The sequence below is a fragment of the Tolypothrix sp. PCC 7712 genome, from assembly GCF_025860405.1.
Lineage (GTDB): Bacteria > Cyanobacteriota > Cyanobacteriia > Cyanobacteriales > Nostocaceae > Aulosira > Aulosira diplosiphon.
Map to the genome: position 1 here is coordinate 3,047,501 of NZ_CP063785.1, position 16,531 is coordinate 3,064,031.

15 protein-coding genes are annotated in these 16,531 nt (G+C 41.6%); 9 read left to right on the plus strand and 6 right to left on the minus strand.

Translation table 11 applies throughout. The features are described from left to right. Positions 1-211: 211 nt before the first annotated feature. Positions 212-3,172 (plus strand): virulence factor SrfB, encoded by a 2,961-nt coding sequence (locus HGR01_RS12550; protein WP_045871784.1) that lies wholly within the window; start codon positions 212-214, stop codon positions 3,170-3,172. Positions 3,173-3,320: 148 nt separating this feature from the next. Beyond that, on the plus strand, positions 3,321-4,415 hold the full coding sequence (locus tag HGR01_RS12555) for a hypothetical protein (RefSeq protein WP_045871639.1): 1,095 nt from the start codon (positions 3,321-3,323) through the stop codon (positions 4,413-4,415). Between the two features lie 249 nt (positions 4,416-4,664). On the opposite strand, the gene HGR01_RS12560 is transcribed toward HGR01_RS12555, so the two are convergent. Beyond that, entirely contained in the window at positions 4,665-4,844 is a 180-nt protein-coding gene (locus HGR01_RS12560) for a chlorophyll a/b-binding protein (protein ID WP_045871638.1), read from the minus strand. Between the two features lie 214 nt (positions 4,845-5,058). Here HGR01_RS12560 and HGR01_RS12565 point away from each other — a divergent pair, with 214 nt between their 5' ends. Further along, complete coding sequence (locus HGR01_RS12565; RefSeq protein ID WP_045871637.1) at positions 5,059-5,874, plus strand: DNA adenine methylase; 816 nt, start codon at positions 5,059-5,061, stop codon at positions 5,872-5,874. A 242-nt stretch (positions 5,875-6,116) separates the two neighbouring features. Then, positions 6,117-7,196, plus strand: a complete 1,080-nt coding sequence (trpD, locus tag HGR01_RS12570) for an anthranilate phosphoribosyltransferase (RefSeq protein ID WP_045871636.1) — start codon at positions 6,117-6,119, stop codon at positions 7,194-7,196. Here the strand turns inward: trpD and HGR01_RS12575 are convergent. Next, positions 7,126-8,193: a TIGR02281 family clan AA aspartic protease gene (locus HGR01_RS12575; protein WP_045871635.1), complete on the minus strand. Its 1,068-nt coding sequence runs from the start codon at positions 8,191-8,193 to the stop codon at positions 7,126-7,128. The genes trpD and HGR01_RS12575 overlap by 71 nt on opposite strands. 330 nt (positions 8,194-8,523) lie before the next feature. Between HGR01_RS12575 and carA the strand changes: the two genes are divergently transcribed. The 5 genes from carA to HGR01_RS12600 all read left to right on the plus strand — a co-directional run bounded on the left by carA (position 8,524) and on the right by HGR01_RS12600 (position 12,469). Further along, positions 8,524-9,687, plus strand: a complete 1,164-nt coding sequence (gene carA, locus HGR01_RS12580) for a glutamine-hydrolyzing carbamoyl-phosphate synthase small subunit (RefSeq protein ID WP_045871634.1) — start codon at positions 8,524-8,526, stop codon at positions 9,685-9,687. A 124-nt stretch (positions 9,688-9,811) separates the two neighbouring features. Continuing rightward, positions 9,812-10,270: an STAS domain-containing protein gene (locus HGR01_RS12585; RefSeq protein WP_045871783.1), complete on the plus strand. Its 459-nt coding sequence runs from the start codon at positions 9,812-9,814 to the stop codon at positions 10,268-10,270. A gap of 254 nt (positions 10,271-10,524) precedes the next feature. After that, positions 10,525-11,004: a Mini-ribonuclease 3 gene (locus tag HGR01_RS12590; RefSeq protein ID WP_045871633.1), complete on the plus strand. Its 480-nt coding sequence runs from the start codon at positions 10,525-10,527 to the stop codon at positions 11,002-11,004. 96 nt (positions 11,005-11,100) lie between these two features. Continuing rightward, entirely contained in the window at positions 11,101-12,069 is a 969-nt protein-coding gene (rlmB, locus tag HGR01_RS12595; RefSeq protein ID WP_045871632.1) for a 23S rRNA (guanosine(2251)-2'-O)-methyltransferase RlmB, read from the plus strand. 97 nt (positions 12,070-12,166) lie between these two features. Beyond that, entirely contained in the window at positions 12,167-12,469 is a 303-nt protein-coding gene (locus HGR01_RS12600; RefSeq protein WP_045871631.1) for a DUF1816 domain-containing protein, read from the plus strand. 440 nt (positions 12,470-12,909) lie between these two features. Here HGR01_RS12600 and HGR01_RS12605 read toward each other — a convergent pair whose 3' ends face one another. The 4 genes from HGR01_RS12605 to HGR01_RS12620 all read right to left on the minus strand — a co-directional run bounded on the left by HGR01_RS12605 (position 12,910) and on the right by HGR01_RS12620 (position 16,473). Next, complete coding sequence (locus HGR01_RS12605; protein WP_045871630.1) at positions 12,910-13,767, minus strand: alpha/beta fold hydrolase; 858 nt, start codon at positions 13,765-13,767, stop codon at positions 12,910-12,912. Positions 13,768-13,861: 94 nt separating this feature from the next. Then, complete coding sequence (locus tag HGR01_RS12610; RefSeq protein ID WP_045871629.1) at positions 13,862-14,452, minus strand: CAP domain-containing protein; 591 nt, start codon at positions 14,450-14,452, stop codon at positions 13,862-13,864. 65 nt (positions 14,453-14,517) lie between these two features. Then, entirely contained in the window at positions 14,518-15,225 is a 708-nt protein-coding gene (locus tag HGR01_RS12615) for a CAP domain-containing protein (protein WP_045871628.1), read from the minus strand. 468 nt (positions 15,226-15,693) lie between these two features. Beyond that, complete coding sequence (locus HGR01_RS12620) at positions 15,694-16,473, minus strand: DsbA family protein (protein WP_045871627.1); 780 nt, start codon at positions 16,471-16,473, stop codon at positions 15,694-15,696. Between the last annotated feature and the right edge of the window lie 58 nt (positions 16,474-16,531).

Sequence of the window (16,531 nt, forward strand, 5' to 3'; positions counted from 1 at the left end):
TTTCTTCGTGTACTACCCTTCGGGAACGGCTTCGCCGAACGTGTCTTCGCGGTTCGTTGATCGAGATTTTTTAAACGAACCACATTCGCGAAGCGTCTCGCAGAGAAGGCGCATTCACGAAGTGTCTCGAAGAGAAGGACGCAAAGTAGAAAGACAAGAAGAAGATATTCAGCGAATCTCTGCGTTTCCAATTATCCCCTCAACAAATCCTATGAACTCCTCCCAACTAAATAGCGAACAACAAAAAAGATTTCCCGGATGGTTAGCTGTCGATTTTGGTACATCCAACTCTACTGTTACCCTCTTCGATCCCATCGAAGTACCCATCGCCGAAGTATTACCCAGAGAACAAGAAATGCGACTACGCGATCGCATGGCGCAATGGCTGAATTCTCCGGCGGGAATTGCTTTACCCGATGTCAGTGCTGGCGATTGGGATAAATTTATTGCTGATATTAGTAAAAATTTGGAAATCGAACCTAGCCGCTTAAGTGAAGTGTTTGAAAGTGATAATAGAGAACGATTTTTAGAAGCAATTCGCCAAATTGAACTATGTTTAGGTACAAGCGATCGCTTTCGCCGTGCTGTTAGTAAAAAACTTTATCAGATATATCATGAAGTCTTCCGCGTTCCTACTTTAGAATCGCAAAATCTCATCCCTGTGGTTCTAGATATTGATCGCCGCAGTACCGAAATTAAAAGTGAGTTAGAAATTTCGCGATTATCAGCCCTACAACTGAAAATGGGTAGGGAAGCTAGCGACAACAGAAAAAAAGCGATCGCCCAAGGAACTAGCAGTGCTTTAAAAGAAATTATCAGCCGCTTTCATCACTCACCCAAACGCTATTTTGGACAGGATCGTTCTTTTCCAGTAATTGTTGATGAAGATGAAGAAACCATCAACGTTAACCAATTAATTCAAGCAGCTTGGGGACATTTAATTGAGTTAACCCAAGACTATCGCCAACGCGCTAGACGCAGGTTTTCTGACGGGGGATTTCTTTCCGCAGTTGTTACCTATCCCACCGTCGCACCGCCTGTTGTGCGTAAGGAAGTTAAGAAATTAGTGGAACAATTAGGATTAGATGATGTCCAAACTGCTTATGATGAAGCTGTTTCTGTAGCTATATTTTTCCTGTGGCGAGAATTTGGCGGTAATCTCAATATTGGGATTGAATCTTTCAAGACTCGTTGTCGCCAAGAAGGAAATAAATGGTCACAAAATGTTCTGGTTTTAGATATTGGTGGTGGTACTACAGATTTAGCTTTAATTGAACTCACATTAGAAGATAAAACGCCTTTCTTTGCTGATAATGAAGACCGAGGTTTAGGGGGACGCTATTATAAACTCACACCCAAACTCTTAGGTTCATCTGGACATTTACAGCTAGGTGGCGAGTTAATTACCCTGCGAATCTTCAGGCTTTTAAAAGTGGCGATCGCAGATTTTTTATTAACAGCAGTTTCCACAGGTGAGTTAAGCAGCGATAAGCTGGAAGATTTAATTAATTCTGAATTAAATGAACGCTTCCTAGAAAATGGACAATTCAAAAGCGGCAGTATTTTAAAATGTGTAGATAAAGAAAATCCTGAAGGTGACGCTGCTTATAAAGACGCTTTAGATACTGCGGAAAAAGTCTTACCTACCCGTTGGCAACAAGCACCGCAACGTCTGCAAACATTTTATACCTTGTGGGATCATGCCGAAGCTGCCAAAATCAAACTTGGGCAAAAGCCGCCAGAAGATGCTTCAATCCTAACTTTCAGCCTTGCTGAACAGCAAATTTATGAATTACTAGTTCAAAGTGCCATTAAATACCAAGCAAAAGATACCAGTAGTATCTGCGTTACCATCGATAGTCAGCAATTCGATCGCGCCGCATCATCATCTATTAAAGAAGCGATCGGTATTGCTAAAGGCTTGATGGATAGTCGCTTACGTCCAGAAGATGCCAAAGTAGATTCGTGGAATTCCCACAAAGTAGATTGGTTGATTTTATCGGGGAAAACTTGCAACCTCGACTTGGTACAGCGCCACATCTACCAAGAATTTAGTAAATCTCCCTACTTCGTGTGGAACCCCGAACGCATTACCTTTGTGTTGGAATTTACCAAATTAGCCACCTCAGCCGGTGCTTGCTACGCCGAAAAATTACGGAGATTACGCTTTGACCCCGAAGAGTCAAAAGGATTACTCCGTAAAGGCGCAAATCAACTAGAAATTGATGTCAAAAACCTGTTTTATTATTTACCTTGCAACTTTAAACGCAAAACCCAAAGTAACGAACTGCTGACAATCTTTAAAGCCGGACAAGAACTTTATCAACTAGGCGCTGATGAAAGCGTTGCTAAAGTTCGGACTGAGTGGCAAGGTATACAGTTAACAAATATTATTTACCGTCAAGATTATGAAGATGGGGATTTGCGGCTGTGGGGTAGCTTTGATGGCAAAACTTTGATGGAAAAACTGGGATTATCAGAACCAGACTTCCTGAAGAAAATTAAAGTTCAGTTTGAAATTGACCAAACCCTACAATTTAGTGTCTTACTTTGTCAAGGAAATCCACATTATTTAATTGATGTTTCTGGTATTGATGTTAATTCTGTAATCTCTGCCGCCTCAGGAACTTCAGCCTTATTTGCTGATGGTAAATTAAAGTGGAATATTGCCGTAGAAAGACCTCATAAAGACTTAAATGATGGTGATATTGCCATCAATGTAATTGAGTCAGCAACAGTAGATCAACCAGATGCTTATCATCTCGTATTTGAAGCCGACAAAGATGTGAGTAAATCCCTACAAGAATTCCATTATTTGCGTGATGGTTCACCAGAACCAGGAACCGGATTAATTAGTAATCCTCTACCTCCCTTCCCCAAAAATGGACAACACACCTTTTATGTTGTGCAAACTGATGCACAAACTAATACGAAAAAATGGATACGTATTGGCGCATTAAGTAAACCCGATTTCGCTACAGATTATCCTTGCCAATATCGTGTCAGCATAGACAATTACGGAATTTTACGAATGCACGCCGGGGAAGTACCTTACTGGACATCAACCGATCAAAAATGTCTCAAACAAGAAGGATGTGTTTACCGTGCTGAACTAGAATTGCAACCCAATGAAGTTGATAAAGAACGCGATCCATTTTGCGGTATTCATTAGGTAATAAACTCACGCAGAGGCGCAGAGGCGCAAAGAAAGGAAAAACCTCTCAACAACATCTTTCTCTTTGTTGTCTGCGCCTCTGTGGTTCGTATAAATTTTACCTTCGTGTGAGATAGAAAAATAGATTAAAATCGAGGCTAAATTCATGCAGCACCTACGTCAGCTATTAGCAATAGAAAACTCAAATTTAGCCCAATTATTACGGTTTAGCCTGTACGGAATCGAAGCAGCTTTAAAGCAAGCGCAAAAAGAATTACCTAGCGATCCAGGGGCTAAATTATGTGACGAGGTGCTGCAAGAACTTCATGATATTTTACAAACTAAATCTCAAAAATTACCAGAGTTAAACTCTAATCATGAATTAAAACTAAGTCGTCTGAAGAAAGCTTTTAATACAGATAAAGACCTGAAATTATATTTAGGAAATTCTCAACTCCAAAGCCAAACAGATTCAGAATTATGGAACGAGATGCAACGCAAATTGCTACGAGTTCCTGAAGACTTGGCGACAGCTTGGCGACAACGTGCCTTGACTTTAGCGCAAGAAGTTGGTGCTATAGAAGATAATTCCAATCTCTACACCCTACCCTTCATCAGAGACGAAATTATTTACCCTGGATTGAGTGGTACTATCCAAGCTCAAGGTTTATGTTTATCTCAAAAATTACTGCCAAATTCGGAAATTATTCCCAATAACGAATCCAGCGACTTAAATTTACTAGCTGGCTATTTGCTACTTTGTATAAAATTTATCGAAATTGACCCAGATTTACACCACGCTTTAAAGAGCGTATTTAGCTTTGATATTATTTCCTTAAACTCTAAGCCAGAACAGCAAACTCAATATATTGAAGCATTCACAGGGCGCTTTCATCGTACTCAAAAAGCTGTAGAAAATGCTGATCCAGTCTTAACCCTACGTGCTTGGATTGACATTGACGAAGCCATACACTCTTTAGTATTTGTCCCGCCAAGCGATCGCTATTCTTGGTGGGGTAACTTACAACAAGAATCACGCCGAATGCTGAAAAAATTTGTCGATCAAGCGATTAATGCAGGTAATGAAGTCAGAATACGCCAATTATCCGGGCTTTACGCCGATATCTGCGCTTTAACCAAAGATGACTTGCAACTCGATTGTGGCGGTAATCCTGGCGAAGTTTTAGCTTGTCTGCGAGTCTACGCGCGAATTAATCAAGAAGAGTTACCAGGGCGTGTAATCTTTCGTGCATCACGGTAGTTTATGGCTATTTTTGACTAAATTAACTACCAATTTCTGGATTTAAGAGAAGCAAAACTGAACAATTAATGTCCAGCTTTGCTTACAAGTTAGAAATGCAAAAGCTTGCATTTTCTGCAAATATCGAAAGAATGATATTTATCTGAATGTATTGCAACTGCGATCGCAGTCTGAATGAGTCTTGATGTCAACAGAAGCCAGGCGACTCTACACATCGCAGTCTTAAGAGAACATCAAACGAAGCTGAATTTAGAGGATACCCCAGAAGTGTAAAACTCCTTGGCCCGAAAAAACTTCCACTAAAATCGCCGCTAGAAAACCAATCATTGCAAAACGACCATTCCAGTTTTCGCTCTGAGGAGTGAAGCCCCAGCGTAAAGCGTTAGGATCTTCAGAAACTGTAGGTGTAGGATTCTTCGTGCCTGTCATAAATAACACTCCGAGCTTTTATGTGGTGACAGTTGTGACTGCCTGTAAAGTAATGTAACAGATTTTTATAGAAATGCAACATTTTCTTGACAAAAGAAAGATAAATATATTTTGCACTCACCTATAGACTGTTTGCATAAGTAGCTTTTATTGTTTACCGCATCTAGGAGAATTTTTATACTTAAAATAAGATTTTCGCGATCGCCAGAAAATCATGTTCAAAAGTCCACTCCGTTATCCAGGCGGTAAATCAAAAGCAATAAATCAAATAATCGAATACTTACCAGATAGTTTTTCTGAATTTAGAGAACCATTTGTAGGGGGTGGTTCTGTATTCATCTACTTAAAGCAAAAATTCCCCAATCTCAAAATTTGGATTAACGATTTAAACCGGGAATTATTTCTGTTTTGGAAATTTGCTCAATCTGATATCTCTGAGCTAGTTAAAGAAATTCGTCATATTAAAAATAAATATACAGATGGCAGATTCTTATATAAAGAATTAACAACCGTAGATATTAACCAGCTATCTGATTTTGAAAGAGCAGTTCGCTTTTTTGTTCTTAACCGCATTACATTTAGCGGAACTGTAGAATCTGGCGGTTATTCTCAAGAAGCTTTCCATAAACGCTTTACTAATTCATCGATAGACCGTCTTGAGAAATTAGAAAGCATTTTATCAGAAGATATTCTCATTACTAACTTAGATTACAGCGAATTATTATATGCAGCAGGTGAGAAAGTATTTTTATTTTTAGATCCGCCATATTTTATAGCTACTAAATCTAAACTCTATGGCAAAGCAGGTAACTTACATACCTCTTTTGAACATCAAAAATTTGCCGAAGTATTAAAACAATGCCACCACGATTGGTTAATTACCTACGACGATTCGCCACAAATTAGAGAAAATTTTAGCTGGGCAAATATTTTCGAGTGGAAATTGCAGTATGGGATGAATAATTATAGACAGAGTAATGCAGCCAAAGGAAAAGAGTTATTTATTACCAACTATAAGACTTTTTCGTAGTGATAAATTAAATTCTTTATATATATAAATCAGATTTAATTGATGAAAAAATCTCAGTAAGTCGTAATACACAAAAAGCTTTGTTACTGATGCGTTAGCGATAACGTAACGCATCCTACGTGAACTATTCTCTCTATATCAACCATTAAATTGCTGACTACAAACTGTTTCCCGTTTTCCGGTAGGATAGCTCCCAGACACTTCAATAAAAGCTCAACCCTACCACACGCAAACAAAATTGTATGACAACTTCCCCCATCTCCACGCCAGAAATCTCAACAAGCTGGTATCTCTTGCTGCAACAGTTAATCGATGGAGAATCTTTATCCCGCACTCAAGCTGCGGACTTGATGCAAGGCTGGCTAAGTGAATCTGTTCCGCCTGAATTATCGGGAGCAATTTTAACAGCGCTAAACTTTAAAGGCGTTTCGGCTGACGAATTAACAGGTATGGCGGAAGTACTACAATCTCAATCAAAAATGGGGACTGGGAACCCAATCCCTAATCCCCAATCCCTAACTCCTCTCATTGATACCTGTGGTACTGGTGGAGATGGTTCGTCAACTTTTAATATTTCGACAGCCGTTGCTTTTGTGGCTGCAGCTTATGGTGTACCTGTGGCTAAACATGGTAACCGTTCGGCATCAAGCCTCACAGGAAGCGCTGATGTTTTAGAAGCTTTGGGCGTAAATCTTGGTGCTGCTAGCGAAAAAGTCCAAGCTGCAGTTCAAGAAGTGGGGATCACTTTTCTGTTTGCCCCTGGTTGGCATCCCGCACTCAAAGCTGTAGCAACATTGCGGCGGACTCTTAAGGTACGGACAGTTTTCAACTTACTTGGCCCTTTAGTCAATCCTTTAAATCCGACTGGGCAAGTAGTAGGGTTATTTACTCCTAAACTTTTAGCAACTGTTGCCCAAGCCTTACAAAAGTTGGGTAAGCAAAAGGCAATTGTTGTACATGGAAGAGAAAAATTAGATGAAGCGGGGTTAGGAGATATAACAGATTTGGCAGTTTTATCTAATGGTGAAGTGCAGTTAACTACTATTAATCCCGAAGAGGTGGGTTTAACGCCTGCAACAATAGGCACACTCAGAGGTGGAGATGTGCAAGAAAATGCGGAGATTTTAAAGGCAGTACTACAAGGCAAGGGAACTCAGGCGCAACAGGATGCTGTAGCGTTAAATACGTCATTGGCGCTACAAGTGGCAGGTGCCATCCCACTGCTAGACCATGCCCAAGGAATTAAACTAGCTAAGGAGATCCTAAATAGTGGCGCTCCTTGGGTGAAATTGGAACAGTTAGTTCATTTTCTGAAGAATTAACATCCGCATGGGATTGTGGGCGAAATTCCACGACATTGCGCTTGATAGTGACATCATAATTACCAAAAAAGTCGTGTCCCAGCAGTCCAGTTTCTAAATCTGAGCCTGCGATCGCCACGGCTACTTTATTCACACTGACCCCAGCAGCTGCCATCGAATTAACATAGCCAATAGTAAATTCTACTTGCTTAGAACTGGCTGTGTTGGCTTTGGTTCTACCTACTGGTACTACACCCAAAGCATTTGCCATGTTTTGGGTAATTACAGTTCCACTAGCCCCTGTATCTACAATCATCTCGAATTTGCGATCGCCGTTGAAGGTAACTTCAATAATTGGTGTCCCCCCGATGCGGCGTTTGATTGGGGCTGTAAAGACAGCTTGATCCTCAGCAATTTGTGCTGACGGCATCAAAACAGATTGCACTGCTGGCTGTGATTTTGCCACCAGTGGGGATAAAGGTTGAGTGGGTTGAGGCGTGATTTTTCTTGCAGATGGTACTACAACTACTACCCTTTGAGGAGCCTTTTGAGGTGGTTGTACCGCAATTGGCGCGAGAGATTTGGGTGTAGCTTTATCCAAAGCGTATTGAATTTGGCGCTGGTATTCCGAGATTTTGATTTGCGCGACCGTGAAATTAGGACTTTCTTGCTGCACATTTTTCATCAGCGCGATCGCATCCTGAAACTGAGTTGCTACCAACTTCCAATCATCAGGAGATTGGGCAGACTGGCTAATCGTCATCGCACCTGCGGCTTTGTCCAGCGCCAATTCAAAAGAATTCAATTGAACAGCAGACGATGATTGTGGCTGTGGTTCTGGGTTGGATAAAGGTGAAGCTTCGACAAAAGGCGATGCTGCTATCTTGTCCGCAAGCTGAGGTTGCTCTTGGTCAACAGTCACAGTGGTCTGTTTGTCTTTACTACAGGCAACACCCAAAACCGCTAGCGCACTTGTTAAACAAATCAGGGTTGCACGGGATAAAAAAGACTGAAGCATAATTAACTTCGATTTTACCTGCCAGAAGGTGAGGAAATCTACCTTTGTTGTGGGAAAGTTGGGATTGGGGATTGGGGACTGGGAAGAAGGGAGATGAGGGAGATGAGGGAGACAAGCAGGATAACTATTAATCACTAAACTTTCTGTTTTCTAGCAAACACCAAATGACAAATGACAAATGACAAATGCTTTTTATCGCTAATTTGTCCAACTCATGGGATAATTAACATTCGCAAGCTTACTAGGGACTAAAGAATAGGTCTAGAAACTAGCAAAATCCTAATCCCTAGCTCCTAGCCCCTAGCTTTTAACCCCTAATCATGATTGCTTATGCCCCTGTCTGACACAATCCCGGCTCTACTTGTTCTAGCGGATGGCACCGCTTATCGCGGTTGGTCTTTTGGTGCTATAGGAACCACAATTGGGGAAGTGGTATTTAACACTGGCATGACTGGGTATCAAGAAGTGTTGACCGATCCCAGCTATTGCGGACAAATTGTTGTTTTTACCTATCCTGAATTGGGTAACACTGGTGTTAATCCCGAAGATGAGGAATCAGCTAGACCGCAGGTACGAGGTGCGATCGCTCGCAATATTTGCCACCGCCCAAGTAACTGGCGCTCAACACAATCTTTGCCTGACTACTTGAAACAGCACCACATCCCCGGCATCTATGGGATTGATACTCGCGCCCTCACCCGTAAAATTCGGATGTATGGAGCCATGAATGGTGGAATTTCTACATCGATTTTGGATGAGGCAGAATTATTAGAACAGGTACAGGCAGCCCCCAGTATGCAAGGGCTAAATCTGGTGCGTGAAGTCACGACCCGAAAGGTTTATGAATGGTCTGATCCTACTATCCCCGCTTGGGAATTTAACTCTAATGTCTCTGAGCGCAACGGAGAAACCTTTACCGTTGTCGCCCTTGACTTTGGAGTAAAGCGGAATATCTTGCGGCGTTTAGCAAGTTATGGTTGTCAAGTCATTGTTGTGCCCGCGCATACAACACCAGAGGAAATTCTCAAATATAATCCAGATGGTATCTTTCTTTCCAACGGGCCAGGCGATCCAGCAGCAGTAACAGAAGGAATTGAAACTACCAAGGCATTGCTAGGCGCTCAAAAACCCATCTTTGGCATTTGTATGGGACATCAAATTTTGGGTCATGCCTTGGGAGCAGAAACCTTTAAACTCAAGTTTGGGCATCGGGGATTAAATCAACCTGCGGGTTTACAGCAACGGGTAGAAATTACTAGCCAAAACCACAGTTTTGCGATTAACCCAGATTCTTTACCAGAAGCAGTGGTAGAAATCAGCCACCTGAACTTGAACGATCGCACTGTTGCTGGTGTCCGTCACAAGTCTTTACCCGTGTTCTCGGTGCAATACCACCCCGAAGCTAGCCCAGGCCCTCACGATGCTGATTACTTGTTTGAGGACTTCGTCAAAGCAATGCGAGCAGCACGTCAATCGCAGGGGGATAGGAATTAGGGACAGGGGATAAGGGAGATGAGGGATGAGGGAGATGAGGGAGATGAGGGAGATGAGGGAGATGAGGGAGATGAGGGAGCAGGGTAGAAATGAATAATTACCCATGCCCAATGCCCAATGCCCAATGCCCCATCCCCTAAGTCATCAGGTTGTAGACAAATTGTACCAAAACCATTTATACTGGAGCGTTCACTTTCACCATGAGGAGGGAGTTATTGCTGAACAACTGAATCTAACTGTGAGCCTAAGGGGTACTCGTGAAACCCGGGATAATTATCAGCTATTCCGCCTCACAGGTTTATTAGATGCCTTTTCTGAGCCGACATTTCGCAAGGTACTCGGTGGCAAAATTGATGAGGGACCAAAGCATATTATTTTGGATCTCTCACAGATTGACTTTGTTGATAGCTCTGGCTTGGGTGCCTTGGTGCAGCTAGCCAAGCAGGCCCAAAACCTTACTGGCACCTTGCAAATTGTCACTAATGCCCGTGTAACTCAAACGGTCAAGCTGGTTCGCTTAGAGAAGTTTCTCTCTCTGCAATCAAATGTTGAAGCGGCTCTAGAAAACATCAAGTCTTCTTGATTGCTTGACCACTAACACCAATCTAGCTATCCGATGTTTTATCTGGATAGCTTAATTTTTGTCAAAGCTGTCAATTATAACTCTCCGTTTCTCAAGGAGACATATAAAGATAGCTAATGTGAAATAAAATGTCAAATTCTCAACAGAAAAATAAAATTTTAGTCAGTAATTTTGGTAGTGTATATTATGCTAAGTATTTAAAAACAATATCTATGATGTCTGCCAAATGTAGCCTACTAAGGAATGAATAACTTGTGAAGCCGGAGCAAGAAGAGTTATTAGATGGACAAAATGAACCTCTAGCTCAAAATTCATTTTGGACGCAAGCACTCTTGGTAAGCACAGGGCAACTACCCCAATCCATGACGCACTCACAAGTGCAACAAATTTCTCCTGCGGCATTAGCATACTTGGGAGATGCAATCTATGAATTATATGTTAGAATGTTTTATCTAATGCCATTGCAGCGACCAGATACTTACCATCGTCTGGTAGTGGCACAGGTGAGAGCAGAACAACAAGCGCTACATTTACGATCGCTCATTCCTCATTTAAAGGAAATAGAATTAGATATAGTCCGAAGAGGTCGCAACGCCGCCACAGGACGCTCTAAGCGAGTTGATCCCGAGATTTACCAGCAAGCAACTAGTCTAGAAACTTTAATTGGCTACCTTTATCTGACTGATTTCCCACGATTAACCGAATTGTTGCAAAAGCTCGAGCTAGAAAAATAGTGGGCAACTAATCTCACAAATCTTAAATCCAGTAGAGTTGATTTCGGTCGGTTAGGGAATCGCTATGCCCACCTAAAAGTTATCCCAAACACTCGTATGTCGAATAAATCCAAAAAAATTACCACGGTTGGCGAACCTAATCGCGTTGCTCCCCCTGTGAAAGTCAAAGGTAAGCGGATTCTGGCTAATCCTATCCGCAATCCCAGAAAGATTGATGGTAAGCCTGTCTCTGCTAAAGTGCAGCAAAACCGCAACTTTGCACCACCATCGCTGCCCAGTAAGGCGATCGCAGAAGATAGTGACATTATATATGGCCGTCATCCAGTATTAAGTGCTTTGGAAAACCAAAGAGGTCTTAACCGCATTTGGATTACTACTCGTTTACGCTACGATCCCCGCTTTCATCATTTGATCCTGCAAGCCAAGGACAATGGTGCAGTCATTGATGAGGTAGAACCAAAGCGCTTAGATCAAATTACTGATGGAGCTAATCACCAAGGGATAGCAGCACAAATTTCCCCTTACAGCTACATCGAATTACATGATTTGATTGCCAAGGCTAAATCTGTCAACGATCCCGTCATCATTGTTGCTGATGGGATCACCGATCCTCACAACTTGGGTGCAATTATTCGCACCGCAGAAGCTATAGGCGCACAAGGTTTAGTCATACCCCAACGACGCGCAGCTGGAATCACTTCTACAGTGGTAAAAGTAGCAGCTGGTGCTTTAGAAAACTTCCCAGTCGCCCGTGTTGTCAATCTCAGCCGTGCTATGGAAGAACTCAAGGAAGCTGGTTTTTGGATTTATGGCACAGCAGCTACAGGTAGCGAACCTTTGCACACAATCCGTTTTAGCGGGCCGATTGTTTTAGTCATTGGCTCTGAAGGGGAAGGGTTGAGTATGCTAACACAAAAGTCGTGCGATGTCTTGGTATCAATTCCCCTCCAGGGTAAAACCCCCAGCCTGAATGCCTCAGTAGCAGCAGGTATGGCACTTTATGAGATTTATCGCCAGCGTTCCTTAAACACACTTTACCTAGACAAATTGCAAAAACCTCTTTAAAAATTCAGAGTAAAAGAGTATAAAGAAATGTAAAGCAAAACCAGACAGCGAAATACCCTTTAATATCCAATACCTCATTCATAAATTGGCAACTACCATGAAAACCATTTGGGATGACCTAAAGGAAACGTTGATTAGTACAGTCAACAATCTTGGCTTGGCTTGGTGGGTAGAGATTGTGACCCAAAATCCCCGTTGCACATACTACTTTGGCCCATTTTTGAACTCTGTGGATGCCAATGTCGCCGTTAAAGGCTACATAGAAGATTTGGAGGCAGAAGGCGCACAGGGAATCATTGTGAACGTTAAGCGTTGTAAACCCGATTCTTTGACGATTGCTGAAGACTTGGGGGAAAGGATTGACCGTAAAGTAAAGCCTGCCTTTAGCGGTCAATATTAAACTAGGCAACCATTCAGCCTTCTGTGTGTTGAGTCCTGAGTAGAACCTACGCAACCACAAAGTTGCTTTTTGTCTGAATTTCTGATTGGCTGGCGACAAGTCCTTGAGAGACAGAATGCTTAATACTTCTTACCACGGGCTAAACGCCCTGCTATCACGGACAGGACTGGCAATCAATCACTGGTCAATAGTTAAAAAAATTTTCCCCATTTACACTATTGACCGCAAAAAATAATGCTAGTAAAAGCATTATTGATTTATGTAGAAAAAATCAAGTGAAAATAGATTAATTCAATTGCTGTGAATTAATACTTAGGATAATTAATTGGTGATTTTGAATTCCCCAAAGGGGTTAAATAAACCTCTTGGGAATAAAAAATTGAGCCTCAAAAATTAGTGCGTCTCCAAGCGGAGAATATTAAAACCGTAATTTTTAATCCTTAACTGGCTAGAATTTCTGCAAAATGGAGTTCTAGCCAGTTATCAATATCTCCTAATACTTGATCTGGGATTTCCCAAGGGAATAAATGGGCAGTATGGGGGTAAGATTGCCATTGACAATTTTTCAGATGGCGAGCGGTTTCTAAACTAGCATCAACTGTAATGTGACGGTCTTGGGCACCAGCAAGTACTAAAGTAGGACATTCAATTTGCCATAAGTCTGTCAGCCTGTTGTACCCAGAACGAATAGCAGTAAACAAGGCATTAGTAGCAGCCCCAGATGTTTGTAAATAAGCGGGTACAGCGTCCTTAGCTATATAACTGTATGCTGTAGGTGTATGTTGTTGGATTAGATAACGAAACAGCGATCGCTTACCAAAAGTATCAATATTCCATTGCCAACTAGGTTTAATATAGTTCAATATTCCTGCCACACCAGTATATAAATTATCCTGCCAAGTTATCGGAGGATGATTACCACGGGGTCTGGCGGCTGTAGCCACCAAAATTAGCCCAGTGACACGCTGTGGGAAGCGCAATGCTAATTCCATTGCCAAAATACCACCTAATGACCACCCCAATACCAGACATTTTTCAATCTGAAAGCGGTCTAATAAAGCTTCTAAGTCATATAAATGGTCTTGCATATTAAAATTGCCCTCAAAGCGACTTTTCCCATATCCGCGCAAATCAGGGGCAAAAGTTTGGTAGCGCTGCGAGAGGTGATTTGTAAATACAGCCAGACTGCGACCAGAACCGGGATGACCATGTAAAGCCAGAATGGGGAAGCCTTGACCTTGAACGTAGACATTCAACTTTGCAGCACCAGCCGCAGGATAATTATGGCGATCGCCCATTACGTTCTGTTCTCCTGACTACGCAAAAAAATACCTTGCTTCTAATTCTGACATACCCATAGCAGCAAGGATTTTAGGGAGATTTTGTGTGACATCAAAGTGATTTTTCTTGATAACCGCCAGCGTAGGTAATCACGCACATTTGTCTATATAAAGAGTGAATCCCAAACGCTACCCCTGTGACGTTAAAAGCCGAGTTAAACATATTTCGACGATGACCGCGATCGCGTACCCCATCGTCAATAATTAACTGCATGATGATGTCTTGTGGTACATAAGAACCATAACTAATATTTTCCGCTGCGGTGATTTGCCAATTCCCATAGCGACTCATGCGAGTAAAGGGATCGCTACCATCACTACCATAGTGACCTGTTATACCCTTTACACCTTGGTCTTGCACGTGATCTCTCGCAGCCAAAGACATTCCCTCAGATATACTCAAGGCTCCCACAGGACGAACTGATTTGAGAAATGCGATCGCCTCATCAACAGCTTTGACTCCTTCTTGAGTCTGCAAATAAACCCGTTCTGATATGAGGACTTGCTTCCCATCAAAACGCCGTCGCCAATTCTCTAAAACTGGAAGATATGCAGTGGGATTTGTCCGCACCTTGTTCATTTCTGCTATGACTTCTTGTTCTAAAAGTGATAGAGAAATACTATTGGAAATGTTAGATTTCATGAGTTAATAGTCAAGAGTTGGAGAGACACGATTAATCGCGTCTTTCCAAGAGTACATTAGCTATTTCATCCTTTTTCTATATAGCCCCCTGCGTAATTAATTACGCAGATTGTTCTATATTTTTTGTGAGAACCATAAGCCACACCAGCAACCTTGAAGCTACCGTTAAATATGTTTGTGCGATGACCGCGATCGCTCACTCCATCATCAATAATTAACTGCATGACAATATCTTGGGCAGTATTGGGGCCATAGCTAATATTTTCGCCTGCAGTAGATTGCCATTTACCATAACGATTAATACGAGTCACAGGGTTGCTACCATCACTTCCATTGTGCCCTGTGATTCCTTTGGGGCCTTGGTCTTTGACATGATCCTTCGCACCTAAAGACATACCCTTAGATGGACTTAATGTTCCCACAGGACGAGCTGACTTGAGATATGCGATCGCCTCATCGACAGCTTTTACCCCTTCTTGTGTGATCAAATAGGTATTATTAGAGATTTTGACTTTGTTTCCTTGGAAGCGCTTTCTATAGTTTTGTAATATGGGAAGATAAGATTTAGGATTTGTTCGCACCTTGTTAGTTTCATCAATTACCTGTCTTTCCAAAGGTGAAAGATAAGTTGCTTTCGCTAACAAAGTTGAATTAGCTGGTTGAACTACAGCCTGAGGAGATTTAGCCACAGACTGGTTAGTGGGTAGCAGTTGTTGATAACAGCTAGCTATCAAAGTCAGGGGCAAAAATAGCCAAAATCCTGGGCGACCCATGAATTGCCTCTCTAAAATAATTTTTTTTAAGGGTTTCTATACTTGTATTTAGATACACTACAAGTCAATAAAGTTTCCTAAATTTCAACTAAGTTATTTATCGAGAAAATTTTTCACAAATGACACTATAAAACTTACAATGGTAATAAATACGCGTAAAGAAAAGCGCAGAGTTACGCACAAATAATACAGACAACTCTCTTATACTTGGCGTAAACCTCTGCGTTGTACAATTCTCACTCAACAGTATGTTGTAACCTTTATAACAATAAACGTAAAGGGTAAGTACACTATCTGCTAGGGCAAAACAAAGTTTTGCCCTTATCTAGCAAGTTTGATGTCAAGACAACACACCGTAAAGCTACGGCATGGATTGAGATTGATATAGCACCAACAGCTTCTAGCCCCTCAGGAAGGTTTTCAAACCTTCTGTCCCATAAATGTTGGGTAAGCGTAGCTTAACCCAAGCTACTTCTGCCCTATTCCTTCTGACTGAGCATTAGCCAACAAGCTTTCGATTTTGGATAACTGCACCACACCCGAGAAGTTGTTACTATTCATGATAAAAAAGGGTGTGCCACCAAGCCCTAATTTTTCCGCTAGTTGAATATCTTTTCTAATGGCTTGTTCAGCAATAGGGTTAGCACCAAAGGCATCTGTTTTAAATTTTTCTACATCTAAATTCAAAGATTTGGCTGTAGAAAGATATAATTCCTCACTCAGTTGCTGTTGATGAGTAAATAGAGCATCATGATATTCCCAAAATTTACCTTGTTGATATGCTGCCCAAGCTGCTTTAGCAGCTGGTAGCGCTTGATCGTGAATTGGAATCAGGGGAAAATGTTTGTAAACCAATGTAAATTTGTTTGGATACTTGGTTAGCAACTGCTTGAGGGTTTTGTGTGCCTCAGCACAGTAAGGACATTGAAAATCAGAAAATTCTACCAACACTATTGTGGATTGTGGCGAGCCGATGGTAGGTGAATCGCCTATTACCAATTGGGTATTGGTTTTTAAATCTTGTAAAAACACTTGTCGTGTTTGTTGTAATTTCTGTTGCTGTTGCTGCTCGAATTTTTGGACAGATTCGATAATTACTTCTGGATGTTCGCGGAGTATTTGTAATACTTGCTGTTCTAGTTTGGGATTGGCAGAACTAACGGCTATTGCAGGAAATGACCAGCCTAAAACCAAACATGATAGGCAGATTAATAACCATGTACGCATATACTGAAATAATGGGTGCATTTTACCACGCTGGAATCAATTCATGAGATTTGGGAAGTCTTATTATCGTAATTTGTAA